We start from the raw sequence: 24,179 nt of genomic DNA, 5'->3' as shown, positions 1-24,179 counted from the left end.
CCGTCCGAGCCGGTTCAGAAGGCCTGGTCCGCGATCAGGCCCCGCAGGACCTCGGCCTGGCTGATCTCCGGGGACTTCGTGGCCGTCAGCAGCGTCAGCCGCTTCTCGCGCGCCATCTCCACGAGCTCCTCGAACGCCTCGCGCTGCGGTCCCTCCGCCAGCTCCTTCCGGTAGCGGCGGGCGAACTCCTCGTACTTCTCCGGGTCGTGGGAGTACCACTTGCGCAGCTCGGAGGTCGGCGCGACCTCCTTCAGCCACTCGGTCAGCCCGGCATCGGCCTTCTTGATGCCCCGCGGCCAGACCCGGTCCACGAGCACCCGGCTGCCGTCCCGGTCCGCGGCCTTCTCGTAGATCCTCTTCACGACGACGTCGGCCTGCTTCTTCCCCGTTCCCTGAGAGGACCGCTCGGATCCCTTCGACGCCGCGCTCATGAGTAGGACGACCTGGGGACGCTGGTGACGGTGGTCAGGAGGAACGCCGAGTCCTCGAGGGCGAGGACCGAGTGCCGCTCGTGCGTGAGCACCCACAGCTCCCCGGCCGCGAACTCCCCCTGGACCTCCTCGCCGAGCTCGACCCTCACCCGGCCGGTGAGCACCTGGAGGCTCGCCGCCGGCGGTGAGTTGTGGGCGGGGAGCCTGGCTCCCTCGGCGAGCGCGATGACCGTCTGGCGCAGCTCGCCGTCGTGGACCACCAGGCCCGCGCTGCGGCCCCGCTCGTCCTCCCGAGCCGCCTGCAGATGGTTGCGGGCCTCCTCGTTCAGGTTACTCATTCCTGCACCTCCTCGTGCGATTCTGTGCCTCCACCCTAGCCTCAGCGGCGCTGGCCCGCCGTGGTCAGGGTCAGCACGGCGCGTTGGGGACAGGGATCCGCTTCACGAAGGCTCGTCCGGCTCCTCCGCGTCGCGGCGAAGGGTCCCGTCGGAGAGAAGCGACCAGAGTGCGACGCCGCCCGTCAGGATCAGGAGCGACAGCGCGACCATGGTGCCGCGCAGGTCGAGGCCGAAGCGCAGGAGGTCCAGGAGCCAGGCCGTGAAGATGCCGGAGAACGCCGCGGTGGCGACGATCCGCAGTCCCTGGTGCCGCATTCAGAGGTCCCCCTGTCCTGGCGTCCTGCCACGACATGCCGGGAGCGGCGAGCTCCCCGGCGTCTTCATGCTCGTGGGGCTTTCACCGAGCGCGGCCCTCATCTCGGTATCGCCGAAGACCGATGCCGATCCGACAGCTTCCGATCTCCTGCGAAGAACACGTTGCCCCATGCTCCCACATCATCACATCATCGCCCGGCATGGGGGATCGGGATCCTGAGATGGAAGGCTCCTGTGGACGACGCGGCCCCCGTGCTACGGACAGCCCTCACCCGCGGCGCTGGCCCGCCGTGGTCAGGGTCAGCACGGCGCGCTCCAGGGCGTACACGGGGTCCTGGGCCTCGCCCTTGACGTGGGCGTCCGCCTCGGCGAGGCTGCGCACGACCTGGCTGAGCGCCTCGGAGGTGAAGCGCCGGGAGTCCCGCTGCGCCTGCTCCACCTGCCACGGCGCCATGCCCAGGGAGCGGGCGAGGCCGGCGGGCGACTCGCGGCGGCCGTGCACCTGGCAGATGTGCCGGACCCGCATGGCCAGCGCGCCGACCAGGGGCACGGGATCCGTCCCGGAGTCCAGCGCCTGGCGCAGGGCCCGGAGCGCGACGCCGCTGTTTCCGGCGACCGCGGCGTCGGCCACCTTGAAGGCGGTGACCTCGGCGCGACCGCCGTAGTACTTCTCCACGACGGCGTCGGTGATGGTGGGCGGCCCGTCCTGCGCCAGCTGCCGGCAGGCCGACGCCAGCTCGCCCACGTCCCGGCCCGCGGCGGCGATCAGCAGGCGGGCGGCGTCGGGCTCGATGCGGCGGCCGGCTGCGCGGACCTCGGCGTAGACGAAGTCGGACTTGTCCCGGTCGCTCTTCAGCGGCTTGCACTCGACGACGGGGTGCTTGGCCCGGCCGATCGCGTCGATGAGCTTCTTGCCCCGGTTGCCGCCGCCGTGAGTGAGGATGACGGTGGAGTCGGGATCGGGCGAGGCGAGGTAGGCCATCGCGTCCTCGAGGAACTCCTCGCTCATCTTCTCCAGCTCCCCGACCGTGACCACGCGGGAGTCGCCGAAGAGGGAGGGACTGGTCGCCATCGGGAGCGCGCCGGCCGAGTAGTCGCGCGCTGAGAGGTCGTGGACCTCGGCTCCCCCGCCGGCCTCGCGGGCCAGGCCGATGAGGCGGCGGCGCGCCTGGTGGGCGAAGTACTCCTCGGAGCCCAGCAGCAGCACGACCGGCGCCGGCTCGACGTCGCGCCACGTCGGGCCGCTCTGCTGGGATCGTGTGGATCGGCGTGGGGGCACTGGGCGGTCCTTAGGTCTCGGGCGGGGCGCGGGTCGGGGTCTTCCGGCCGTGCGGTTTCGCCGCGGGGTTCTCTCGGTGTTCCCTTCATCCTAGGGCGCGGGGCGCCTGCAGACGAAGATCCTGATCCTACGCACGCTCACGCCTCTCAGCCCCCTACGCGGTCTGACAGCCCCTGAGGCCGCTGCCGGACTCAGCGTCGTCGTGCCTCTTCGGCGACTCAGCGCGGACCCCGGCGGGATCGCTTCTCGCGGCGGTCCGTCGCGATGCCCACCCAGGTGGTGACGCCGCCGGCCAGCAGCGCGGCGATCGAGGCCATGAACGCGAGGCCGGCTCCGATGTTCGCTCCTGAGCCCGGGTCGAAACGAGCCGCGTAGACCACCGATCCGAAGACGAAGAGCATCAGGATCAGTCCGACGCCGATGCAGATCCCCGCAGCGATGTAGACGGGCTTCTTCCAGGTCATGGGACGCCTCCCTCGACGTTTCAGGCGATCTGCTTCACCAGGTAGGCCGCCGGCAGCAGCGACAGCCTCGGCTCCTCCACGCGCAGCAGCCGGACCGCTCTCACGGTCTCCGCCGCAGGGTTCACGCCGGCGGCGGCAAGCCGCTCACGCGCCCAGGTCTTGGCGCTCTCGGGAGCCGAGTCCTCCTCCGCGGTGCCGCCGAACAGCTCCTCCAGCACATGGCGAGGGTCCCGCCGGTCTCCGAAGATCAGTTCTTTGATGCCCATGCCGCCCAGTCTAGGGAGGCGAGAGGATCCTGCGCGCCAGCACCACGGTCCTGCCGGCGGCGGATCGGCCGCTCGCCGCCTCACGACGAAGGAAGACGGCAGGCGTTGACGACGAGATAAAACGCGCGTTCAATATTGAACATGAGTTCAACCTCTCGTGCTCCGCACACCGCTCCCGAGACCGCGGAGCGCATCCGGGACACCGCGATCACCGAGTTCGCCGCGCGGGGATTCTCCTCGACGACGGTGCGCGGCATCGCGGCGGCAGCGAGCGTCTCGCCCGGCCTGGTGATCCACCACTTCGGCTCCAAGGCCAAGCTGCGCGCGGCCTGCGACGACCACGTCTTCGAGACGCTGACCGACATCAAGCGGGAGAACCCCCAGGCGCCGCCGTCCCTGCTCGCCGAGCTGCTCACCGAGGGGCCGATGCGCACCTACGTGGAGTACTTCCTGAAGTCGATGCTCGACCCCTCCGGACAGGGGCAGCGATTCTTCGACCACTACGTCGCGGTCCTCGAGCAGATCATCGGCGAGGGCTTCGCCGGCTACGCCTTCCGCCAGGCCGAGGACCGGCGCGCGCAGTCGACCGCGATCGCGGTGCTGGCACTCTCGCCGATGCTGCTCGAGCCCAGGGTCAGGCACGCGCTCGGCACCGAGGATCTGGCCGGCTCGCTGGCCCGACTCGCCCCCTGCCTCCTCGACCTGTACCGGCACGGGTTCATCACCTCCGAACCCGACCGCCAGGACCTTTCGACGCCCTCCGCCGCTCCGGGGGGCCGGCACGACGCGCCTCCGGCCGGACCGGAGGGCGAAGCCTCCACGACGAACGAAGGCGATCAGCGATGACCTCCGCCCCACGCGACGGCGAGACTCCCGTCATCAGCATCTCGAACCTCGTCAAGAGCTACGGCCCCGCCCGTGCGCTCGACGGGTTGGACCTCCGCGTCGCCCCGGGCGAGGTCCACGGCTTCCTCGGCCCGAACGGCGCGGGGAAGTCGACCGCCCTCCGGATCCTCCTCGGGATCCTGCGCCACGACTCGGGCACCGTGCGTCTGCTCGGCGGTGACCCGTGGTCGGATGCGGTCTCGCTGCACCGCAGGCTCGCCTACGTGCCCGGCGACGTCGAACTCTGGCCGAGCCTGACCGGCGGCGAGGCGATCGATCTGTTCGCGCGGCTGCGCGGCGGCGTCGACAGACGCAGGCGCGAGGAGCTCGTCGAGCGCTTCGACCTCGACCCGCGCAAGAAGGGACGCGCCTACTCCAAGGGCAACCGGCAGAAGGTCGCCCTCATCTCCGCGCTGGCCTCGAACGCCGAGGTCCTCCTGCTCGACGAGCCCACGGCCGGGCTCGACCCGCTCATGGAGGCGGTCTTCCAGGAGTGCATCCGGCGGGCGAGGGACGAGGGCTGCACGGTGCTGCTGTCCAGCCACATCCTCGCCGAGGTCGAGGCGCTCGCCGACCGGATCTCCATCGTCCGGCACGGGAAGGTGGTCGAGTCCGGGACGCTGAGCGATCTGCGGCACCTCTCCCGCACGGCGGTGACCGCCCGGACGGCTCGTCCGGTCTCCGGGCTGACGGACCGGCCGGGCGTGCACGATCTGCGCGAGGAGGGCGGGCAGATCCGCTTCGACGCCGACGCCCAGCACCTGCCCGAGATCATGCGGGAGCTCTCCTCCCACGGCGTGCAGGCCCTCACGGCGTCGCCGCCGACGCTCGAGCAGCTGCTGCTGCGCCACTACGGGGACGAGCTGCATAGGAGCGCGTCATGAGCGGGGCGCCGGCGGCCGCGCCGTCGGGACGGGCCGGCCCGGCGCACCGCGGCACCGCCTCGTCGGGCGGCTCGCTGACGGGAACGGGGAGCCTGCTGCGGTTCATGCTGCGCCGGGACCGGATCTGGCTCCCCGCCTGGGTGCTCGGGATGACGGCGATGCTCGCCTACTTCGCGAGCGCGCTCGGCCTCGTGCTGGACGAGGAGTCGCTGGCGAGCTTCGCCGTGTTCGCCACGAACCCCGTCATGGCGCTGGTCGGCGGCCCGGCCTACGGCTTCGACGACATCACCGCGGCCCGGTTCCTGGTGGGGATGTACGGGGCGTACCTGATGATCGGCGCGGCGCTGATGAGCATCATGACGGTCTCCCGGCACACCCGCGTGGAGGAGCAGAGCGGCCGGGCGGAGCTGGTGCGCGCGAGCGTCGTGGGTCGGCATGCGCCGCTGGCCGCGGTCCTGCTCCTGGTGACGCTGATGAACCTGCTGACGGCGGGGCTCATGACCGCGGTGTTCTACGCCTCCCCGACCGAGCCGGGGTCGCTGGGCTCCTCGCTGCTGTTCGGCTGCAGCGTCGGTGCCGCCGGTCTCGTCTTCGCCGGGATCGCCGCGGTGACCGTGCAGCTCTCGCCCTACTCGCGGGCGGCCTCCGGCGGCGCCGGGGCGGTGCTCGCGGCGAGCTTCGCCGTCCGCGGCCTCGGCGACATGTCCGCCGTGCAGGGAGGGGAGCTGGACTGGCTGTCCTGGCTCTCGCCGTTCGGCTGGTCGCAGCAGACCGCTCCGCTCGTCCTCGACCGGTGGTGGCCGCTGGCGATCTCCCTCGCGGCGACGGCGCTGCTGCTCCTCGCCGGCTTCGCGCTGCAGTCGCGACGCGACCTGGCCGCGGGCATCCTGCCGGATCGGCTCGGTTCCGCCGCCGCGCCCCGGTGGCTGCGGGGCTCGTTCTCGCTCGCCTTCCGGCTGCAGCGGGCCGGGTTGGCCTGGTGGTCGTTCGCGCTGCTGGCGGGCGGCGTCGTCTTCGGGGCGTTCTTGCAGCCGATGGCCGAGAACGCGGAGGGGATGCCGGCGGAGATCCTCGCCGTCTTCGGCGGCTCCGGGGGCATGGTCGACGGCTACCTCGGGTTCATGGGCGTCTACTTCGCCATCATCGCCGCGGTCTGCGCGATCCTCTCGGCGCAGGGGCTGCGGGGCGAGGAGCAGAGCGCGCGGGCCGAGTCCGTGCTCGCCGCGGCGGTCTCCCGCAGCGGCTGGATCCTCTCGTGGGCGGCGGTCTCCGCGCTCGGGTCGCTCTGCCTGCTGGCCGCGGCCGGCCTCGGCGAGGGGCTCGGCGCCGCGCTCTCGACCGGGGACTGGGGGCTCCTCGGTCCGACGCTGCTCGGGCACGTGGCGCATGCCCCGGCCGTCTGGTCGCTGCTGGGACTGGCCCTCGCGCTCTACGGGATCGCGCCGCGGCTCATCGGCCTCACCTGGGCCGTGTTCGCGTACGGGGCCGTGCTGAGCCTGTTCGGGGACATGATGGAGCTCGACGACGCGGTGCTCGGCACCTCCGTGTTCCGGCACATCGGCCAGTACCCGGCCGAGGACGTCTCCTGGGCCGCCGTCGGAGTCCTCGCCGGGATCGCCCTCCTGCTGGCCGGCGTCGGCGTCGGGGGCTTCCGCCGGCGGGATCTGGCCGGGGCGTAGGGCGCCTGGACGCCGCGGGCCGCGGGCGGCCGCGGGGTACCTTCGCCCGGCCGGGAGGTCTCAGCGCCCTCACGCAGCGGGCCGAGACCCGCACAGATCTATTCGGGGTCGGGCAGGTCCTCCAGCGCGTCCACGCATCGGGTGAGACCGCTCATCAGCGATGTCCGCCGCTCCGGGCCGAGCGCGTCGGACATCGCCTTCTCGATCCTGGCGATCCGGGCCGCCGCCTCCCCCAGGAGCCGCCTCCCCTCGCCCGTGAGCCTGATCGGGAGCGCCCTGCCCGCCTCCGCCCTCTCCGCCCTCGTCACGAGGCCGCGCTGCTGCAGCCCGCGCAGGAGCGTGTTCATCGCCTGCCGGGAGACGAACACGCTCCGGGCGATCTCCGCGTTCGAGGCCCCGGGGCGCCGCCCGATCGTCTCGAGGCAGGAGTACTGCGAGGTGGTCAGCTCGAGCTGCTTCAGCGTCTCGTCCATGCGCGAGCGCAGCGCCGCCTGGGCCTGCTTCAGCCGGTAGCCGATCATCGCTTCCAGCTCGTCTGCGGGTTGCTTCATGTCAATATTCTGACATATCCTCTTTATGTCAACATGCTGACATCACTTCGGAAGGAAACCCCATGGCAGTCACCGGTCCGGACTTCATCGCCCTGCAGGTGCGCGACCTCGAGCGCGCCGCGGAGTTCTACGAGACCCGCCTCGGCCTGCGCCGGGTCCAGGCAGCACCTCCCGGCGCGGTCCTCTTCGCGACCTCCCCCATCCCCTTCGCCGTGCGAGAGCCGCTGCCCGGTGTGGACCTGGACCAGGCGACTCCCCGCCCCGGCACCGGCGTCGCGCTGTGGCTGCACTGCGACGACTCGCAGGAGCTGCACGACTCCCTCGCCGCGGCGGGGACCACGATCCTGCGTGCGCCGGAGGCCGGGCCGTTCGGCCTGGCGTTCACCTTCCTCGATCCGGACGGGTACGCCGTGACCGTCCACGACAAGGCCTAGCGGGCGCGAGCAGCACGCCGCCCAGGCCATCGGGGCTCTCCCCCGGCTGCCTGGGCGGCGCATGTCCCGACCTTCGACGCGGCTCGGCTCGGCCGGCCTCGGCGGACGGATCCTTTCCTCGCGGGCTACTTCGTGACGCTGGTGAAGCCGCGCAGACGGAGACTGTTACCGACGACGAAGACGCTGGAGAACGCCATCGCCGCGCCGGCGAGCATCGGGTTGAGCATGCCCAGTGCTGCGACCGGGATGGCCGCGACGTTGTAGGCGAAGGCCCAGAACAGGTTGGTCTTGATCGTCCGCAGCGTCCTGCGGGAGAGCCGGATCGCGGCGACCGCGGCGCGCAGGTCACCACGCACCAGCGTGATGTCGGCGGCCTCGATCGCGACGTCGGTGCCGGTGCCCATCGCTAGGCCCAGGTCGGCCTGGGCCAGGGCCGGGGCGTCGTTGACGCCGTCGCCGACCATCGCCACGACCTTCCCCTCCGCCTGGAGGCCGGAGACGACGTCAACCTTGTCCTTCGGCAGGACCTCGGCGATCACCTGCTCGATGCCGACCTCGCCGGCGATCTCGCGGGCCACGGCCTCGTTGTCGCCGGTCAGCAGCACCGGGGTCAGGCCGAGCTGCTTGAGCTCGGCGATGGCCCGGGCGCTGGTGGGCTTGATGGCGTCGGCGACCACGAGGACGCCGCGCGCCCGCCCGTCCCAGCCGACGGCGACGACGGTCTTGCCCTCGCGCTCTGCCGCGCCCTTCGCCTCGGCGACCTCCGGGGAGAGCCTCTGCGACCAGTCGGCCAGCAGCGTCTCGCGGCCCACCACCACGGAGGTGCCCTCGACGACGCCCTGCACGCCCTTGCCCTCGACGTTGGCGAAGTCCTCGGGAGTCGGCAGCGCGCCGCCCTCCTCGACCGCGCCCGCCGCGATGGCCTGCGCGATCGGGTGCTCGGAGGCGTTCTCGAGCGCGCCGGCGAAGCGCAGCAGCTCCGCCCGATCCACGCCCGGCTCGGCGATCACGTCGGTGAGCGTCATCTTCCCGCTGGTGACGGTGCCGGTCTTGTCCAGCACCACTGTGTCGACCTTGCGGGTGGACTCCAGGACCTCGGGGCCCTTGATGAGCACGCCCATCTGCGCGCCGCGCCCGGTGCCCACCAGCAGCGCGGTCGGGGTGGCGAGGCCGAGGGCGCAGGGGCATGCGATGACCAGCACCGCGACGGCGGCGGTGAAGGCGGCGACGGTCGGGAAGCCCGCGCCGAGCCACGCGCCGAGGGTGGCGACGGCGATGACGATCACGATCGGGACGAAGACCCCGGAGATCCTGTCGGCCAGGCGCTGGACCTCGGCCTTGCCGGTCTGGGCGTCCTCGACCAGCTGGGCCATCTGCGCCAGCTGCGTGTCCGACCCGACCCGGGTGGCCCGCACGAGGAGGCGGCCGCCGGCGTTGACGGTCGCGCCGGTCACGGCGTCGCCCTCGGAGATCTCCACCGGCACGGACTCGCCGGTGAGCATCGAGGCGTCCACGGCGGAGGTGCCGGAGACGACGACGCCGTCGGTGGCGATCTTCTCCCCCGGGCGGACGACGAACTCGTCGTCGACCTGCAGGTCCGCGGTCGGGATCTTCACCTCGACGCCGTCGCGCAGCACCGAGACCTCCTTCGCGCCGAGTTCCAGCAGGGCGCGCAGCGCGGCTCCGGCCTGGCGCTTGGAGCGCTTCTCGAAGTAGCGGCCGGCGAGGATGAACATCGTGACCCCGGCCGCGGCCTCGAGGTAGATGTTCGCGGCCCCGTCCGACGGTGCCAGGGTGAACTCGAAGGGGTGGACCATCCCCGGCGTCCCGGCGGTGCCGAAGAACAGGGCGTAGAGCGACCACAGGAACGCCGCGGTGGTGCCCATGGAGATGAGCGTGTCCATGGTCGCGGTGCCGTGCCTGAGGTTGGTCCACGCCGCCTTGTGGAAGGGCCACGCCGCCCACACGATCACCGGCGCGGCCAGGGTCAGCGAGAGCCACTGCCAGTAGGTGAATTGCAGGGCCGGGATCATCGCCATCGCGATCACGGGAACCGTGAGCACGATCGAGCCGATCAGCCGCTGCCGCAGCGAGGTCAGCTCCGGATCGGCGTCCTCGGGCCCGCCCGCGCTCGTCTCCTCGGCCTCGGTGCGCCGGGGCTGGGGCAGGGCGGCGGCGTAGCCGGCCTTCTCGACCTCGGCGATCAGCAGCTGCGGGTCGTACGCCTCGGGGGCGGTGACCTTGGCCTTCTCGGTGGCGTAGTTGACCGTCGCCTGCACGCCGTCGAGCTTGTTCAGCTTCTTCTCGATCCGGTTGGCGCACGAGGCGCAGGTCATCCCGCCGATCTCGAGCTCGATGCCGGCCTCGGCGACCGGCGGTGCTTGGGTGCTCACTGCGCGCCCCTTCCTGTTCCTGCTCATCTGCGGCGGCCGCCGATGCGGCCGCCGGTCCGTTCCGGCCGGGTCAGCCGGCGGGGTGGATCTCGCTCTCGACGACCCACTTGTGGTTGGTCATCGTCATGTCGTCCGTCTCGACGTCGACCATGTAGACGGTCTCCTGGGTGGAGCTGTCGATCGTCGCCTCGGCTCCCTCCATGCCGTCCATGTGATCGGCCTCGAGCACCGCCTCGGCCCCGTCGGGCAGGGGTGCCTCGCCGGGATCCCGCAGCTCTTCGTGGACGACCCACTTGTGGTCGCGCACGGGGTCCCCTCCGGTGGTCGGCGTATAGCTGACCGAGTACGCCGTCGTGGCGAACGCCCCGGAGACCGTGGCCTCCGCACCGTCCATGCCCGGCATGTGGTCGGCGCTCAGGCGCACCGTCTCACCCAGCGGGTAGGCGGGGTCCGCGGCGGCCACGATGCCCTCCGGCGGTGCGCCGCCGTCCGCTGCGTGCTCGTGGCCGGCCATGCCGCCGGCCTCGTGCTGGTCTTCGTCGTGCGTGCTCATCTGCTCCGCTCCTTCGCCGTGCTCACCGTGCTCGTCCGCTCCGCTCTGCTGGGTCCACGACTCCACGACGCTGTCCGGGACGGCGACGCCGCCGAGGCCGAATGCAGCCCCGAACGCCGCCACCAGCCCGACCCCGTAGAGCGAGAGCCTGGTCCCGGCCCTCATCAGACCCGCTCGGCCGTGTACCCGGCCTCCTCGACCGCGGCCAGGACCTTCGCGTCGTCGATCTCCCCCTCGCCGGTCACCACGAGCGTGCCGGTCTGGGCGCTGACCTCGATGCCCGTGACGCCGGGGAGCTCGCCGACCTCTTCGCGGACCGACATCTCGCAGTGCCCGCAGGTCATGCCGGACACCTGGTACTGGTTCTGCGTCATGGTGCTTCCTTCCTCTAGGTATACCCCGGAGGGGTATCTGACACTCTGAAGGCTATACGCTGGCGGGGTACTCGTGCAACGCTCGCGAGTCGTGCGTCGCCCGGATCGCGATGGCGCGTCATCCAGGGTGGGAAACTGGGAGGGCGGTCAGCGGGCCCGGCTCTGGTCGGTGCTGGAGAACCGCGGTGAGATCTCCGAGGACGGGGTGCTGCGCACCTTCGACCTCGTCGAGTCCGAGCAGCTGGCCGATCTCAGGAACAGGCTGGTGATCGGATGAAGATCCCCGCGCACCTGGCGCATCAACGCGGACACCGCCGCCGGGTACCCCGTGCTGGAGATCGCCGATGCGGAGCCGGTGCCGTTCCCCCGGTTACGACCGGCTCGTCCTGGACTACCCGCGCCTCCAGGCCGTGATGCGCGAGCCCGCCTACGCCTCGTGGCGCACGGCGCTGGCCTCGGTGGCGGGGATCTACCGGATCACCGACACCCGGGACGGTCGTCAGTACGTCGGCAAGGCCGACGGCGCGGAGAGCATCCGCCAGCGGTGGGAGGCCTACGCCGCCAACGGCCACGGCGGCAACGTCGAGCTGCGCACCGCCGATCCGGGCACGTTCCGCTTCTCGCTGCTCCGGGTCTTCGACCCCTCCACGCCGAGGAGCCAGATCGACGTGGCCGAGAGCCACTTCAAGTTCGCCCTCGACACGCGCAGGCACGGCATGAACCGCAACTGATCCATGTGCCTGTTCGCCCCGGAGGGCCTCGAATAGGTCCGCGAAAGAGCGATGCAGACGACAAATCACGTGATCATCGCCTGGCCTCCCACGTTTATCGTCTCCGGCCGGGCCCTGCCCGAGAAGGATGATCCCGCCTCTGCCCGCTCGCCTCACCGGAGAGGAACACGCCCGCGGCATCGTCACAGCCCAGGGCCCCGCCTCTCCCCTTTGACAAGGCCTCCCCAGCGTCGCGCCTCAGGCTCAGACTCAGTCCGAGGTTCTCCGGCATCGCCTTCCTCCCGGCATCGCGCAGCGGGTCCGCGCGGAAGACGAGCAGCGCGACGGCCACAGCGAGGACGACCGCGAGCAGGACGGGGAGCGGTCCCTCACCCGCCTCCACCCGGGAGCCGGGCAACGACGCCGCACCGACGCCGACGGCTTCGACCCATCGGACCCCCACGCCCGCCGTCGTCGTCAGCACACTGGACCAGGGAGCGATCCCCTGGAGGCACAGCGCCATCAGCCCGCAGAGGGTCACGCCCGGCACCACCGGTGCCACCAGAAGGTTCGCGAGCAGGGTGAACGGCGCCCAGTAGCCGGTCATCCAGACCAGATACGGGCCGCACCAGAGACTCGCGACCGCGGTGACCGCCAGCGGATCCGCGACCATGCGCGGCATGAACCGTACCAGGGCCCGGCTCATGACGGCGCCCTGCAGGACGATGCCCGCCGTCGCCAGGACCGAGAGGATGAAGCCCGGCTCGTCCACCAGATGGCGGTCGGCGCACAACAGGACGATCACCGACACCCATAGCGCCGAGGTGGCCGCTCCTCCCCGGCCGAGCGCCAGCGTCACCCCGCCCAGCACACCCATCACCGCCGCGCGCAGGACGGAGGGTTCGGGGCCCACCAGCACCACGTACGCGCCGACGGCGACCAGCCCTACGACGAGCGTCATCGGCCGTGGGCAGCGGGTCCAGCGGATCGAGTGGACCCCGAGCAGGAACACCAGCGCCACGTTAGCGCCGCTGACAGCCGTCAGATGCGTCAGTCCCGAGGTCTTGAGCGCGTCCTGGGTCTCCGGGCGCAGCCCCGAGTCGTCGCCGTAGGTCATGCCGAGGACCAGCGCGGCGGGGTCCTGCGGTAGCTGGGCCTCGACGCGCTGCCGGAACCCCTCCCGGAGGCGGTCGATGCCGCGGAGCAGCGGATCCGGGAGAAGGCCTTGCTCCCCACCGGAGCCCTTCAACGGCGCAGCGACCGGCGTGAGCGCCCCGACGCGCATGGTGTAGCCGCCCCCGTCCCGCTCCACCTGCCCGATGACCGAGAGCATGCAGGAACCGGGTCGCGGGCGCTCCCGGCCGGCTCCGGCGTCGTCCTCGGCCTTATGGGGAGATGCTGTCCGGTCCGGGGCCTCGGTCTCGCCGGGACGGGACGGCGGGCAGGCTGGCTCGGCGTCGTCCTCCGAGGGGACCTGCCGCCACAGGGTGATCCGCTCGGGCTGTCCCTCGCCGTGTGCTGCGCCGTCGGCCTCGAGCACCCTGCCGTCGATCACCTGGGAAGTGCCGTACCTGCCCTCGACCAACCGGGGCTCGCCCTCCGGCTCGACGACGGCCCGGAACATCCGCTCGGAGCCGGCGGCACCGGCCAACCGAGCGGCCGCCCCGCCTCCGGCGTCGCCGGCCCAGGCGATGAAGGCCGCGAGCGCGACCAGCGCGAGGACGCACGACGCCGTCGCCCCCTGGAGCACGCGCCGGCCCGACGGGCGGAGGCCCAGGCGTCCCCACAGCGTCGCGCCGATCTGGGTCAGCACCGCGAGGGCGAGCACGGCGAGCGCCCAGATCCTCGGCGGTGCTGGCTGTCCCGCGGCGACCGCGGCCGCGGCGCCCCACACGACCCCCGCCGCGGGCAGAAGCCGCATATCCGCGGCCCGTCCCGGCGGGAGGCGGAGATCGTCGACGTCCCGCACCTCAGACCGTCACCAGCGGCTCGAGGGAGGCCATCATGGCGTCCCCGATGCCCGGGACCGCGTCGAGCTCCTGGACTGAGGCGAAGGGACCATTCTGCTCCCGCCAGTCCACGATGCGCTCGGAGAGGACCGGGCCCACGCGAGGCAGCGTCTGGAGCTCCGCCGCCGTGGCCGTGTTGAGGTTGATCCGCCCCTCGGCGCCTCCGGCAGAGGTCCCTCCGGCTGCTCCGGAGGCGGCCGGGGGCTTCCCTGTCCCGCCCGACCCAGCTGCCCCGCCGGTCCCGGCCGCGCTGGAGCCTCCGGACGCGGGGCCGCCGGATGACCCGGTGGCGGGCCCCACAGCGGCCGGGGCGGCCGCCGCCTCCTCGCGCGTGGGGATCCGGACCTGCTGGCCGCGCTCGACCTCGGCGGCGAGGTTGACGCCCTCGGCCGCGGCGTCCTCGCTCAGGCCGCCGGCCTCGCGCACGGCGTCGTCCACCAGGGCTCCGCCGGGCAGCCGGACCAGACCCGGCCGGCGCACCGCCCCGGTCACGTGCGCCACTACGTCGTCGCCCTCCCCCGCCGCAGCGGAGGAAGCGGCGGCGGGCGCGGAGGGGAGACCGTCGGGCAAGGGACTCGGGGAACCGGAGACCAGCACGCTGACTTCCGGGCGGGCCCCGCAGCTGGGCGGGAACAGCAGCACCAGCGCCACCGCCAGGGCGACGAGCACCAACATCGCCCACGCCGCACGCCGGGAAGGCAGCCAGCGCGCCGCGACGGAGGAGGCCGAGGCCGGCAGGGCTGCGGCATGGCGTGGCGCCCCTTCGGCCTCCACTGCGTCCTCGTCTCGGCCCCAGCCCTGCCGGGCCCCGGCAGGGGCCCCCTCCTCCGGCTCAACAGAGTCGACTTGCGCCTCTTCCCCGGGCGGTTCGGTGTCCCGAGGCCGCGCCCGGGGGGCTTCGGCGGCCCGCCCCCGGATCTCCGACGAGCCCATGGCGCCCTCCCGCTCGGAGAGGCGCTCGATCATAGCCGTCAGGCGCTCCCGCGAGGCCGGCGGCCCGGCGCGGCCGGTCGTCGCGACTACGCGGCGCACCACCCCGTCCTGTGGCACCCCGCCCTGCGCCATCCCGATCTGCCCCGAGCGCGACCCACCCGCACCGGCATCCGTCCTGCCCGCGCCAGTGCTGATCCTGCCCGCCCCGGCGCTCGTCCCGGCGATTCCCTGCCCCTCGGTTCCCTTCACCATGGTGCCGAGACTAGGGACGATGAGGGCACGACGTCGGCGGGAACGGGGCTCATCAGCCGGATCGGTGGACGGCCGGACGCCGCCGCTGGTCTTTCAGCCGGTTGGGGACGCCAGCTCGCCGGCGAGGGCCCGGGGCGCGGCCACGACGGCCACCGGCCCGAGCCCGGCGTGGACCGCCAGCACGGGCGGCAGCGGGTACCTGAGGATCCTCACCCGATCCCCGAAGGCCGCGGCGACGCCGTCCTCGATGAGGTCCGCCACGTGCCGGCCGTAGAAGTCGTGGACCGCGAGCGCGGCCTCCGGCTCCCCGGGCTCCGAAGCCGCGGCCAGCGCACTCTGCCGCCTCAGGGCGTGCCGCACGTCCTCCACCGCCAGCTCGACCAACCTCCTGCGGGCCGCCGCCTCCTGGCGCGGCCGCTCCAGGTACTTCAGCCGCCCCGCCGCGACGGTGGCGATCGGCTTGATCTGGAACATCTGGCCGACCACGGCGAGCCCCTTGGGGATGCGGCCGCTGCGGGCCAGGGCCTCGAGGGTCGGAACGTAGAAAAGCAGCCGGGTCCCCTCCAGGGAGGCCCGGGCCGCCGCGAGGACCTCCTCCACCGAGCCGCCCGCCCGGGCCCTGCCCAGCGCGGAGGCGACCGCGAAGCCCTGCGCCATGGCCACGGAGCGGGTGTCGAGCACCGTCACCGGCACCGGGGCCTCGCCCGAGCAGGCCCGGGCCGTGGAGACCGTGCCCGAGAGCTCCTCGGAGAGGTGGATCGAGACGACCGCCTCGAAGCCGCGCTCGGCGAGCCGCCGGTAGACGGCGTCGAAGGCCCCGGGCGAGGGCTTGGAGGTGCTCATCCGCCGCCCCTCGGCCGCCGCAATGACCAGCTGCTGCTCAAGGCGGGGATCATCGCCGCCGGGATAGATCTGGTCCTCGACCATGAGGGGCATGGACACGCACGCGAAGTCCCCGGCTGCCTCCCAGGCCGCGGACACGCCCGGGTCGAGCCCGGCCGCCGAGTCGGTGACGACGGCGACCTGGCCGGCCCCAGCGCTGCCCGCGGACATCTCTGCCCCCCTAGGCCACGATGTTCACGAGCTTGGGCTCGCGCACGATGACCTTGCGGATCGGCGCGTCCCCCAGGAAGCGCCGCACCGGCTCCGAGTCCAGCGCGAGGCGCTCGAGCTCCGAGGCGGTGATGTCCTTCGCGACCTCCAGGCGGTCCCGGACCTTGCCCTTGACCTGGACCACCGCGGTGACGGTCTCGTCCACCAGCAGCGCCTCGTCCACCGCGGGCCAGCCGGCCCGCAGCACCGGCGTCTGGTGCCCCAGCTCGTGCCACAGGTCCTCGGCCGTGTAGGGCGCGTAGAGGGACAGCAGCACGGCGACGGCCTCAGCGGCCTCGCGGACCGCGGCGTCGGCCGGCCCGCAGCCGGAGTCGATGGCCTTGCGGGTCGCGTTGACCAGCTCCATGGTCTTGGCCACGACGACGTTGAACTTGTGCGCGTCCAGCGCCTGCGCGGACTCGTGCATCGTCCGGTGGGTTACCCGGCGCAGGGCAACGTCGCCCTCCTCCGCCGGGGCCCCCGGGGCACTCTCCGCGTCCTGGCCCAGGCGCCAGGCGCGCGCCAGGAACTTCGCGGCGCCGCCGGGCGAGACGTCGGCCCAGTCGATGTCGTCCTCCGGCGGGGAGGCGAAGACCATGGTGGTGCGCACGGCGTCGACCCCGTAGGTGTTCAGCTGCTCGCCCAGGTCCACGCCGTTGCCCAGGGACTTGGACATGGCCTTGCCCTGGTTGAGCACCTGGCCCTGGTTCAGCAGGGCGCGGAAGGGCTCGTCGAAGTCGATGTAGCCCATGTCCCGGATGACCTTGACGAAGAACCGCGAGTACAGCAGGTGCAGGATCGCGTGCTCGACGCCGCCCACGTACTGGTCCACCGGCGCCCAGTTCCGCAGGGCCTCGGCGTCGAACGCAGCGGTGTCCAGGTGCGGGTTGGCGTAGCGCAGGTAGTACCAGGAGGAGTCGACGAAGGTATCCATCGTGTCGGTGTCCCGCTGGGCGGGGCCGCCGCAGGAGGGGCACTCGACGTCGACCCACTCGCTCACCGACGCCAGCGGCGAGCGACCCTTCGGGGCGAGCTCCTCGCCCCTGAGGTCCTCGGGCAGGCGCACCGGCAGCTGGTCCTCGGGCACCGGCACCTCGCCGCAGGAGCCGCAGTGGACGATGGGGATCGGCGCGCCCCAGAAGCGCTGGCGGGAGAGCAGCCAGTCGCGCAGGCGGAAGATGGTCTGCCCCTCGCCCGTCCGGCGCTCCTCGAGCAGCTCGATGGCGCGCGCGATCGCCTCGGCCTTCCCCAGCCCGTCCAGCGGGCCGGAGTTGACCAGCGTGCCCTCGCCGGCGGTGGCGACGCCGGTCTCGGCCGGGTCCTCCTCGCCGGTCTCCACGACCACGCGCACCGGCAGGTCGAAGGCGCGGGCGAAGTCGAGGTCGCGCTGGTCGTGCGCGGGCACGGCCATGATGGCGCCGGTGCCGTAGTCGGCCAGCACGTAGTCGGCGGCCCAGATCGGCAGCTTCTCGCCGGTCAGGGGGTTGATCGCGTAGCGGCCGGTGAACACGCCGGTCTTCGGCCGGTCGCTGGACTGCCGCTCGATGTCGGAGAAGGCCTTGACCTCCTCGCGGTAGGCCTCCAGGGCGGCCGACTGCTCGGGCGTCACCAGCTCGTGGGCCAGGTCGGCGTCGGCGGCGACGACGAAGAAGGTCGAGCCGTAGAGGGTGTCCGGGCGGGTCGTGAACACGTCCAGCTCGGTGGCCGGCTTGGAGCCGTCCCCCTCGATCTGGAAGGTCACGTGGGCGCCCTCGGAGCGGCCGATCCAGTTGCGCTGCATGGCCAGCACGCGATCGGGCCAGTGGCCCTCCAGCTGGTCCATGTCGTCCAGCAGCTGCTGGGCGTAGTCGGTGATCTTGAAGTACCACTGGTTCAGCGACTTCTTGGTCACCTTGGTGTGGCAGCGCTCGCACTCGCCGTTGACGACCTGCTCGTTGGCCAGCACCGTCTGGTCTTTGGGGCACCAGTTGACCGGGGAGTCCTTGCGGTAGGCGAGGCCGCGCGCGTAGAACTGCTGGAACAGCCACTGGGTCCAGCGGTAGTACTCCGGGTCGGAGGTGTGCAGCCGGCGCGACCAGTCCACCGCGATGCCGTAGCGCTTGAAGGAGGCCGCCTGCGTCTCGATGTTCCGGTACGTCCACTCGGACGGGTGCACGTCGTTCTTGATGGCGGCGTTCTCGGCCGGCAGGCCGAAGGAGTCCCAGCCGATGGGGTGCAGGACGTCGTAGCCGCGCTGCATCCAGTACCGGGCCACGACGTCGCCCATCGCGAAGGCCTCGGCGTGGCCCATGTGGAGGTCGCCGGAGGGATAGGGGAACATGTCCAGGACGTAGCGGCGCTCCTTCGAGCCGTCGTCGCTGGGGGCGAAGACCCGCTCGCGCTCCCAGTAGTCCGCCCAGACGGCTTCCATCGAGGAGAAGTCGTAGACCTTCTCCTCGTGGGCGTCCCGTGCGGAGTTCTCTCCATCCGTGTGAGGCACAGTGTTTCCTTTGCGCTGAGGTGTTCCGAAGGGCCGCACTGCCGGGGGCATGCCGAGGGCAGGGCCGTTCGCTAGGGATCATCCACAGTCTAGCGTCTCGGGCAAGCAACGCCGGCCACGGCTTGTAAGCTGGCCCCAACCCCAGCAGAAGGAGTGCCAGCCCGTGCCCCACGAGTCCCCGCGGCCGAGCGCCGGCGAGACGGACGGCGTCTTCGAGGCGCAGCCGCGCCCCGCCTACTTCCCCCGCGAGAGCGGCTTCGTCCACGACGCCGCCAGGATCCGCTACTGGACCTACCCCTCCCTGCGCGCCGGCGCCCCGCGGCTGCTGATGGTCCACGGCTTCCGCGGGGACCACCACGGCATGGCCCTGCTCGCGGAGCCGCTGCGGCGCGAATGGGAGGTCGTGGTCCCGGACCTGCCCGGCTTCGGCGCCTCCGAGCCGCTGACGAGCCTGCCGCACACCGCGGACGAGTACGCCGAGGTCCTCCGGGCGCTGGCCGCAGAGCTGGGAAGCGAGCCGCTCGCCGTCGTCGGGCACTCCTTCGGCTCGGTGGTCGCCGCGCGCCTGGCCGCCCGGCATCCCGGCGCGGTCTCAGCCCTCGCCCTGGTCAACCCCATCTGCGAGCCCGCCCTGGAGACGGGGGCCCGCGCCGCGGCCGGCGCGGCTTCCCTCTTCTACCGGGTCTGCGCGGCGCTGCCCGGCCGGGCCGGGGACGCCCTGGTCCGCTCCCGCCTCATCACCCGGATCTCCTCCGAGGTCATGATGAAGAACCGCCTCCCGGGTCTGAGGAGCTTCATCAACGGCCAGCACGCCGCGTACTTCGGGGCCTTCAGCAGCCGCCGGACCGTGCTCGAGGCCTACGGCTCCTCGATCCGGGACACCGTGCGCGACGTCGCCCCCTCGGTCGCCTGCCCCGTGCTGCTGATCGCCGCGGAGCAGGACGACCTGGGCTCCGTCGCCGGCCAGCGGACGCTCGCCGGCCTCTTCCCGGACGCCCGGCTCGAGGTCATCCCCGCCGTCGGGCACCTGGTCCACTACGAGGCCCCCCGCCGCGCCGCCGGTCTCGTCGAGGGTTTCCTGCGGAAGGAGGCGCAGCCGGCATGAGGATGGTCTTCGACGCCCGCTACGTCCGCCCGGTCCACGACGGCATCAGCCGCTACACCGCCGAGCTGCTCCATGCCCTGAGGCGCCGCATCGAGGCGGGCGAGGAGCCCGGCCTGCGCGTGGCCATGCTCATCAGCGACGAGGCGCAGCTGGCCCAGCTGCCCGGCCTGCCCTGGATCATGGGTCCCTCCCCCACCGGGCCGCTCGAGCCGCTCACCGGCTGGCTCCTCAACCGCTACCGCCCGGACCTGCTGTTCTCCCCCATGCAGACCGTGGGCGGGCTGGGCCGCAGGTTCCCGCTCGTCCTGACCTTGCACGACCTCATCTACTACGAGCACCCCGAGCCGCCGGGCTTCCTGCCGGCCCCGGTCCGCCTCGGCTGGCGTCTCTTCCACACCTCCTACGCGCCGCAGCGGATGCTGCTGAACCGGGCCGACGCCGTCGTGACCGTCAGCGAGACCACCCGGCGGCTCATGGCCGAGCACCGCCTGACCCGTCGCCCCGTCCACGTGGTCTCCAACGCGCCGCCGGCCGACGCCGTCTGCGAGGAGCAGGAGGCACTCGAACGCATCCCCGGCCGCGGGGACTCCCTGCTCTACATGGGCTCGGCCATGCCCTACAAGCGGGTCGAGCGGCTCATCGAGGCCATGGGGCGGCTGCCCGAGCACGAGCTGCGGATCCTCTCCCGCTTCCCCGAGCGGCGGACCGAACAGCTGCGCGCCCTCGTCCCGCCGGGCGCGCGAGTGACCTTCCACGGCGGCGTCACCGACGCCGAGTACCGGCGCCTGCTGCGGGAGTGCGCGGCGCTGGTCACGGCCAGCGCCTCCGAGGGGTACGGGCTGCCGGTGGTCGAGGCGATGGCCGCCGGCACGCCGGTGGTCACCAGCGACATCGAGATCTTCCGCGAGATCGCCCCCGGCGCGCTGCGGGCAGACCCGGAGGCCGAGGGCGAGCTCGTCGAGCGGATCCGCTCCCTGGCCGAGCCGGAGGTCTACCGCCGGCAAGCCCTCGCGGCGGTGCGCGACGCCGGCCGCTACAGCTGGGATCGCTCCGCCGGGCGGCTGGCGCGGCTGGCCCGCGACGTCGTCGGCTAGCGGCGGGTCCCGCGCTGTCGGCCGGCGTCCGCGGCTCCGGCGCTCAGAGCAGGTCGATCCCGTCGCAGCGGATCTGCACCGGGCCGTAGCGGCGATGGGCGGAGAACCCCGCCCGGATCCCCCGCAGGGCGCGGGTGACGGCCGGCGCCGCGGCGTAGGACATGAAGAGCAGGGCCCGGTACTCGTCCTCGGCGTCGTCGTCGCTCAGCGGGACGGCGTCCAGCACCCGCAGGGCGGGCGGGGGCGCGACGGCGGGGGCGTCCAGGGCGACGAGGAAGGCCTCGACGGCAGCCCGCGGGCCGGTGATCGCGGCGATGCGGACCGCGGGCGGCAGCCCCAGCTCGTGCCGCTCGGCCAGCTCCCGCGCGGAGAAGCCGGCGGGGTCCCAGCGGACCAGCGCTGCCAGCGGCCCCGACTCCTCGGCCGTGCACACCACCCGGCCGCCCTCCTCCCGCGGCTTGACCAGGGCGCACGCGTTCATCCAGCGCCGCAGCACGTCCTCCCCCGCCCGGAGGGAGTCGCGCGCCAGCATGCGGTCGCCGTCCAGCAGGAGGGCAGCCTGGTAGCCGCCGGCGGCCCGGGGCTCGGCACCGGGGGTGGCGACCACGAGGCTCGGCGCGGAGCCGACCTCGCTCCGGACGCTCTCGGCGCTCGAGTTGACCACCGGCACCTGCGGGAAGGCGCGGCCGAGCTCCTCGGCCGTGCGCAGCGCGCCGACCGTGGTCAGCCGCCACCGGTCCGAGCCGCACTCGGGACAGCGCCACTCGGCGACCCCGCGGTGGCACCAGCGGCAGGTCGCCTGGGCGCGGGAGTCCTTCTCCAGGCGCAGCGGGCCGTGGCAGTGCGGGCAGCGCGCCGAGGCACGGCAGCGCTGGCAGGCGAGGCTCGGCGCGTAGCCGGTGCGGGCCACCTGCACCAGGACGGGTCCGCTGGCCAGCGCCTCCCGGGCGACGCGGTGGGCGGTCTGCGGGATCCTGGCCAGCGCGGCCAGCGGGTCCCGGGTGCGCTCGAAGGAGTCCGAGGTCGCCACGATGTGCGGCGAGGCGAGGCGCAGCTCGGGGCGCGGCAGGGCCAGCGGCAGGGCCCAGCCGGTCTGCACGAGGCGCTGCGCCTCGGGGGAGACGGCGTAGCCGCCGAACAGCGCCGAGCAGCCCTGCTGCTGGGCGCGGAGCAGGAGCACGTCGCGCGCGTGCGAGTAGGGGGCCTGCCGCTCGATCAGGTTCGAGTCGCCGTCGTCGAAGCAGGCCACCAGGCCGAGGTCCGGCACCGGCGCGAAGGCCGCGGACCGGGTGCCGATGACCACCCAGGCCTCGCCGCTCAGGGCGCGCAGGAACTGGGCGTAGCGGGTGCTGAGCCCGGCGTCGTTGCTCAGCCGGGCGATCCGCTCGGCGTCGACCAGCCGGCCGAGGGCGGCCTCGAGGCGGTCCAGCCGCCCGTTGTCCGCGACGACGACGAGCGCGCGGCGCCCCGAGGTGAGCGTCGCGGCGCACGCCCGGGCCGTCAGCTCCGCCCAGTCCCGGCCACCGGACGGGGCGAAGGCGGCGACCCTCCTGACGGCGGGGTGCTCGGCGTCGGAGAGCGCGGCGAGGAACTCGGGGCCGCCGAGGTACGGCTCCCAGCCGGAGCCGGACGCCTCCTCGGCGGGGGCGTGGTCGGGGACGGAGGCGTGCTCGACGGCGGAAGCGCCTTCGTCCGCAGCGGGGCTCCCGACGCTGTCAGAGGTGCCAGCCGACACGGAGTCTTCGGTTCCGCCCGAGGCTCCGCCGGCGGGGGAACCCTCGTCTGCCTCGGCTCCCTCCACCGCGGCGGCGCCCTCGTTCTCCTCCGAGGCGTCGGCTGGGCGATGGCCCTCGGCAGCGGCGGATTCACCGGCCCCCGCCCCGGATGCCGGATCGGCCTCCGCGGGGAGGACGGCGTCTTCCCCGCCCTCGCCCTCCGCCGCGGTCCAGGCGGGCCGGGGCTGCTCCTCGGCGTCGGCGGCCCGGGCGAGGTGGCGCTTCTCCGCGCCGGCGGCGCGCGGGGGCACCGCCAGCCGGAGCACGTCGGAGTCCAGCCCGGCGCTGCGGGCCGCGACCGCGCGGACCAGCGCCCACGTCTCGGGCGTCAGCGCCCGCACCGGGGAGAGGACCCCGCGCAACGGCTGCAGCGGCACCGAGGAGTCGCTGCTCGGGACGCGCTCCACCAGCCAGGCGACCGTCTCCCGGTGGTGGAAGGCGATCCGCACGCGGGTGCCCGGCTGGGCCTCCTCGTCGAGCTCGGCGGGGACGTGGTAGTCGAACAGCCGGTCCAGATGCGGCACCCGGGTGTCGATGGCGACGCGGGCCACCGGGTCCCGCTCGGCGAGCACGACGCCGCCGGAGGTCCGGCCGCCGGGAGCCGCCTCCTCGATGGGGAACAGACCGGCCGGGCCCGGCGCCTCCGCCTCCCCCACGTCGTGTTCCATCGCTAGAGGGCGGCCGCCCGCAGGGCCTCCGCCCTGTTGGTGCTCTCCCAGGTGAACTCGGGCTCCGTGCGGCCGAAGTGGCCGTGCGCGGCCGTCTTGGCGAAGATGGGGCGCCGCAGCTCGAGGTCGCGGATGATGGCCAGCGGCCGCAGGTCGAAGACCTCGCGGATGGCGGCCTCGATGCGCTGCGGGTCCACGTGGTGGGTCCCGAAGGTCTCGACGTAGAGGCCCACCGGGCGCGCGCTGCCGATCGCGTAGGCGACCTGCACCTCGGCGCGGTCGGCCAGGCCCGCCGCGACGACGTTCTTGGCCACCCAGCGCATCGCGTACGCGGCCGAGCGGTCGACCTTCGAGGGGTCCTTGCCCGAGAACGCGCCTCCGCCGTGGCGGGCCATGCCCCCGTAGGTGTCCACGATGATCTTGCGCCCGGTCAGCCCGGCGTCGCCGACGGGGCCGCCCTGGACGAAGCGGCCGGCCGGGTTGATGATGAACTTCGCGTCCGAGGTGTCCAGCTCCAGGTCCTCCAGGACCGGGGCCACCACCGCCTCGCGGATGTCCTGCTGCAGCGCGCCCAGCTCGTAGCTCGCGGCGTGCTGGGAGGAGACGACGACGGTGTCCACCGAGACCGGCGTGCTCCCGTCGTACCCGAGGGTGACCTGCGTCTTCCCGTCGGGCCGCAGCCCAGGCAGGATCCCGCTCTTGCGGACCTCGGTGAGGCGCTCGGAGAGCCGGTGGGCGATCCAGATCGGGGCCGGCATGAGCGAGGCCGTCTCGTTGGAGGCGTAGCCGAACATCAGCCCCTGGTCCCCCGCGCCCTGGTGGTCCAGCTCGTCCTCGGCGACGCCGATGCGCTGCTCGTAGGACTCGTAGACGCCGGCGTTGATGTCCGGGGACTGCTCGCCGATCGAGACGGAGACGCCGCAGAACTCGCCGTCGAAGCCGTGGGTCGAGGAGTTGTAGCCGATGTCCAGGATCGTCTCCCGGACGATCTTGGGGATCTCCACGTACGCGTTGGTCGTGACCTCGCCGGCGACGTGCACCTGCCCGGTGGTGACCATGGTCTCGACCGCCACGTTGGCCAGGGGGTCCTGGTCCAGCAGCGCGTCGAGGATCGAGTCGGAGATCTGGTCGCAGATCTTGTCGGGGTGGCCCTCCGTCACCGATTCCGAGGTGAACAGGCGCAGGTACTGGTTCTCGTTCGAAGTCACGCGACCAC

Annotated in this window: 24 protein-coding genes; 8 read left to right on the top strand and 16 right to left on the bottom strand. The window is 73.0% G+C overall.

Annotated features, from left to right (window positions below):
• Positions 1-14: 14 nt before the first annotated feature.
• The 6 genes from EWV39_RS06590 to EWV39_RS06565 form a co-directional block, all read right to left on the bottom strand.
• The gene (locus EWV39_RS06590) at positions 15-431 is read right to left on the bottom strand and encodes a DUF488 domain-containing protein (protein ID WP_129657975.1); all 417 of its coding nucleotides are present in this window, start codon (positions 429-431) and stop codon (positions 15-17) included.
• Entirely contained in the window at positions 428-769 is a 342-nt protein-coding gene (locus EWV39_RS06585; protein ID WP_129657973.1) for a cupin domain-containing protein, read from the bottom strand. The genes EWV39_RS06590 and EWV39_RS06585 overlap by 4 nt, the downstream gene beginning before the upstream one ends.
• Before the next feature lie 102 nt (positions 770-871).
• A complete protein-coding gene (locus EWV39_RS06580) occupies positions 872-1,084 on the bottom strand; it encodes a hypothetical protein (RefSeq protein WP_129657971.1) in 213 nt (70 codons plus the stop codon).
• A gap of 268 nt (positions 1,085-1,352) precedes the next feature.
• Complete coding sequence (gene holA / locus EWV39_RS06575; RefSeq protein WP_129657969.1) at positions 1,353-2,363, bottom strand: DNA polymerase III subunit delta; 1,011 nt, start codon at positions 2,361-2,363, stop codon at positions 1,353-1,355.
• 218 nt (positions 2,364-2,581) lie between these two features.
• Positions 2,582-2,827, bottom strand: coding sequence for a hypothetical protein (locus EWV39_RS06570; protein ID WP_129657967.1), 246 nt, complete (start codon positions 2,825-2,827; stop codon positions 2,582-2,584).
• Positions 2,828-2,847: 20 nt separating this feature from the next.
• The gene (locus tag EWV39_RS06565) at positions 2,848-3,093 is read right to left on the bottom strand and encodes a hypothetical protein (protein WP_129657965.1); all 246 of its coding nucleotides are present in this window, start codon (positions 3,091-3,093) and stop codon (positions 2,848-2,850) included.
• 141 nt (positions 3,094-3,234) lie between these two features.
• On the opposite strand from EWV39_RS06565, the gene EWV39_RS06560 reads away from it, so the two are divergent.
• Genes EWV39_RS06560 through EWV39_RS06550 form a run of 3 tightly spaced genes read left to right on the top strand, consistent with a single transcriptional unit; the run spans position 3,235 to position 6,541 of the window.
• Entirely contained in the window at positions 3,235-3,939 is a 705-nt protein-coding gene (locus EWV39_RS06560) for a TetR/AcrR family transcriptional regulator (protein ID WP_129657963.1), read from the top strand.
• Positions 3,936-4,862, top strand: a complete 927-nt coding sequence (locus tag EWV39_RS06555; RefSeq protein WP_129657961.1) for an ABC transporter ATP-binding protein — start codon at positions 3,936-3,938, stop codon at positions 4,860-4,862. Before EWV39_RS06560 ends, EWV39_RS06555 begins: the two co-directional genes overlap by 4 nt.
• On the top strand, positions 4,859-6,541 hold the full coding sequence (locus EWV39_RS06550) for an ABC transporter permease (protein ID WP_129657959.1): 1,683 nt from the start codon (positions 4,859-4,861) through the stop codon (positions 6,539-6,541). The genes EWV39_RS06555 and EWV39_RS06550 overlap by 4 nt, the downstream gene beginning before the upstream one ends.
• 98 nt (positions 6,542-6,639) lie before the next feature.
• Here the strand turns inward: EWV39_RS06550 and EWV39_RS06545 are convergent, their stop codons facing one another.
• Positions 6,640-7,092, bottom strand: coding sequence for a MarR family winged helix-turn-helix transcriptional regulator (locus EWV39_RS06545; RefSeq protein ID WP_129657957.1), 453 nt, complete (start codon positions 7,090-7,092; stop codon positions 6,640-6,642).
• 62 nt (positions 7,093-7,154) lie between these two features.
• Between EWV39_RS06545 and EWV39_RS06540 the strand changes: the two genes are divergently transcribed.
• Positions 7,155-7,526, top strand: coding sequence for a VOC family protein (locus EWV39_RS06540; RefSeq protein WP_129657955.1), 372 nt, complete (start codon positions 7,155-7,157; stop codon positions 7,524-7,526).
• Positions 7,527-7,651: 125 nt separating this feature from the next.
• Here EWV39_RS06540 and EWV39_RS06535 read toward each other — a convergent pair whose 3' ends face one another.
• Genes EWV39_RS06535 through EWV39_RS06525 form a run of 3 tightly spaced genes read right to left on the bottom strand, consistent with a single transcriptional unit; the run spans position 7,652 to position 10,846 of the window.
• Positions 7,652-9,946: a heavy metal translocating P-type ATPase gene (locus EWV39_RS06535; RefSeq protein ID WP_129657953.1), complete on the bottom strand. Its 2,295-nt coding sequence runs from the start codon at positions 9,944-9,946 to the stop codon at positions 7,652-7,654.
• Positions 9,947-9,989: 43 nt separating this feature from the next.
• Complete coding sequence (locus EWV39_RS06530; protein WP_129657951.1) at positions 9,990-10,637, bottom strand: YdhK family protein; 648 nt, start codon at positions 10,635-10,637, stop codon at positions 9,990-9,992.
• Positions 10,637-10,846 carry a heavy-metal-associated domain-containing protein gene (locus EWV39_RS06525; RefSeq protein WP_129657948.1) on the bottom strand — a complete coding sequence of 70 codons (210 nt, stop codon included), beginning with the start codon at positions 10,844-10,846 and terminating at the stop codon, positions 10,637-10,639. The genes EWV39_RS06530 and EWV39_RS06525 overlap by 1 nt, the downstream gene beginning before the upstream one ends.
• A 127-nt stretch (positions 10,847-10,973) precedes the next feature.
• Between EWV39_RS06525 and EWV39_RS14105 the strand changes: the two genes are divergently transcribed.
• Both EWV39_RS14105 and EWV39_RS14100 read left to right on the top strand, forming a co-directional pair.
• Positions 10,974-11,123, top strand: a complete 150-nt coding sequence (locus EWV39_RS14105; RefSeq protein WP_238148132.1) for a hypothetical protein — start codon at positions 10,974-10,976, stop codon at positions 11,121-11,123.
• 67 nt (positions 11,124-11,190) lie between these two features.
• Positions 11,191-11,577, top strand: a complete 387-nt coding sequence (locus EWV39_RS14100) for a GIY-YIG nuclease family protein (RefSeq protein ID WP_238148130.1) — start codon at positions 11,191-11,193, stop codon at positions 11,575-11,577.
• Positions 11,578-11,671: 94 nt separating this feature from the next.
• On the opposite strand, the gene EWV39_RS06515 is transcribed toward EWV39_RS14100, so the two are convergent.
• The 4 genes from EWV39_RS06515 to leuS form a co-directional block, all read right to left on the bottom strand.
• Positions 11,672-13,477 (bottom strand): ComEC/Rec2 family competence protein, encoded by a 1,806-nt coding sequence (locus tag EWV39_RS06515; protein ID WP_129657946.1) that lies wholly within the window; start codon positions 13,475-13,477, stop codon positions 11,672-11,674.
• A 49-nt stretch (positions 13,478-13,526) separates the two neighbouring features.
• A complete protein-coding gene (locus tag EWV39_RS13800) occupies positions 13,527-14,240 on the bottom strand; it encodes a ComEA family DNA-binding protein (RefSeq protein ID WP_165313186.1) in 714 nt (237 codons plus the stop codon).
• A gap of 603 nt (positions 14,241-14,843) precedes the next feature.
• A complete protein-coding gene (locus EWV39_RS06505) occupies positions 14,844-15,803 on the bottom strand; it encodes a DegV family protein (protein ID WP_129657942.1) in 960 nt (319 codons plus the stop codon).
• A 10-nt stretch (positions 15,804-15,813) separates the two neighbouring features.
• Positions 15,814-18,372 (bottom strand): leucine--tRNA ligase, encoded by a 2,559-nt coding sequence (gene leuS / locus EWV39_RS06500; protein WP_129657940.1) that lies wholly within the window; start codon positions 18,370-18,372, stop codon positions 15,814-15,816.
• Positions 18,373-18,484: 112 nt separating this feature from the next.
• On the opposite strand from leuS, the gene EWV39_RS06495 reads away from it, so the two are divergent.
• The gene (locus tag EWV39_RS06495) at positions 18,485-19,426 is read left to right on the top strand and encodes an alpha/beta fold hydrolase (RefSeq protein ID WP_165313184.1); all 942 of its coding nucleotides are present in this window, start codon (positions 18,485-18,487) and stop codon (positions 19,424-19,426) included.
• Complete coding sequence (locus EWV39_RS06490) at positions 19,423-20,520, top strand: glycosyltransferase family 4 protein (protein ID WP_129657936.1); 1,098 nt, start codon at positions 19,423-19,425, stop codon at positions 20,518-20,520. Before EWV39_RS06495 ends, EWV39_RS06490 begins: the two co-directional genes overlap by 4 nt.
• 43 nt (positions 20,521-20,563) lie before the next feature.
• Here the strand turns inward: EWV39_RS06490 and EWV39_RS06485 are convergent, their stop codons facing one another.
• Together EWV39_RS06485 and metK are read right to left on the bottom strand one after the other, a co-directional pair.
• Positions 20,564-22,951, bottom strand: a complete 2,388-nt coding sequence (locus EWV39_RS06485; RefSeq protein WP_129657934.1) for a primosomal protein N' family DNA-binding protein — start codon at positions 22,949-22,951, stop codon at positions 20,564-20,566.
• 14 nt (positions 22,952-22,965) lie between these two features.
• The gene (gene metK / locus EWV39_RS06480; protein WP_129657932.1) at positions 22,966-24,171 is read right to left on the bottom strand and encodes a methionine adenosyltransferase; all 1,206 of its coding nucleotides are present in this window, start codon (positions 24,169-24,171) and stop codon (positions 22,966-22,968) included.
• Positions 24,172-24,179: the final 8 nt, after the last annotated feature.

Origin of the sequence: Rothia halotolerans (genome assembly GCF_004136635.1) — a bacterium.
GTDB lineage: Bacteria > Actinomycetota > Actinomycetes > Actinomycetales > Micrococcaceae > Rothia > Rothia halotolerans.
This window is presented reverse-complemented; position numbering and strand designations above follow the sequence as displayed.

Coding starts and splice junctions, on each gene's coding strand:
- EWV39_RS06590 (WP_129657975.1), bottom strand. CDS start 431: ATGAGCGCGGCGTCGAAGGGATCCGAGCGGTCCTCTCAGGGAACGGGG.
- EWV39_RS06585 (WP_129657973.1), bottom strand. CDS start 769: ATGAGTAACCTGAACGAGGAGGCCCGCAACCATCTGCAGGCGGCTCGG.
- EWV39_RS06580 (WP_129657971.1), bottom strand. CDS start 1,084: ATGCGGCACCAGGGACTGCGGATCGTCGCCACCGCGGCGTTCTCCGGC.
- EWV39_RS06570 (WP_129657967.1), bottom strand. CDS start 2,827: ATGACCTGGAAGAAGCCCGTCTACATCGCTGCGGGGATCTGCATCGGC.
- EWV39_RS06565 (WP_129657965.1), bottom strand. CDS start 3,093: ATGGGCATCAAAGAACTGATCTTCGGAGACCGGCGGGACCCTCGCCAT.
- EWV39_RS06560 (WP_129657963.1), top strand. CDS start 3,235: ATGAGTTCAACCTCTCGTGCTCCGCACACCGCTCCCGAGACCGCGGAG.
- EWV39_RS06555 (WP_129657961.1), top strand. CDS start 3,936: ATGACCTCCGCCCCACGCGACGGCGAGACTCCCGTCATCAGCATCTCG.
- EWV39_RS06550 (WP_129657959.1), top strand. CDS start 4,859: ATGAGCGGGGCGCCGGCGGCCGCGCCGTCGGGACGGGCCGGCCCGGCG.
- EWV39_RS06545 (WP_129657957.1), bottom strand. CDS start 7,092: ATGAAGCAACCCGCAGACGAGCTGGAAGCGATGATCGGCTACCGGCTG.
- EWV39_RS06540 (WP_129657955.1), top strand. CDS start 7,155: ATGGCAGTCACCGGTCCGGACTTCATCGCCCTGCAGGTGCGCGACCTC.
- EWV39_RS06535 (WP_129657953.1), bottom strand. CDS start 9,946: ATGAGCAGGAACAGGAAGGGGCGCGCAGTGAGCACCCAAGCACCGCCG.
- EWV39_RS06530 (WP_129657951.1), bottom strand. CDS start 10,637: ATGAGGGCCGGGACCAGGCTCTCGCTCTACGGGGTCGGGCTGGTGGCG.
- EWV39_RS06525 (WP_129657948.1), bottom strand. CDS start 10,846: ATGACGCAGAACCAGTACCAGGTGTCCGGCATGACCTGCGGGCACTGC.
- EWV39_RS14100 (WP_238148130.1), top strand. CDS start 11,191: ATGCGGAGCCGGTGCCGTTCCCCCGGTTACGACCGGCTCGTCCTGGAC.
- EWV39_RS06515 (WP_129657946.1), bottom strand. CDS start 13,477: ATGCGGCTTCTGCCCGCGGCGGGGGTCGTGTGGGGCGCCGCGGCCGCG.
- EWV39_RS13800 (WP_165313186.1), bottom strand. CDS start 14,240: ATGTTGGTGCTCGTCGCCCTGGCGGTGGCGCTGGTGCTGCTGTTCCCG.
- EWV39_RS06505 (WP_129657942.1), bottom strand. CDS start 15,803: ATGTCCGCGGGCAGCGCTGGGGCCGGCCAGGTCGCCGTCGTCACCGAC.
- leuS (WP_129657940.1), bottom strand. CDS start 18,372: ATGCCCCCGGCAGTGCGGCCCTTCGGAACACCTCAGCGCAAAGGAAAC.
- EWV39_RS06490 (WP_129657936.1), top strand. CDS start 19,423: ATGAGGATGGTCTTCGACGCCCGCTACGTCCGCCCGGTCCACGACGGC.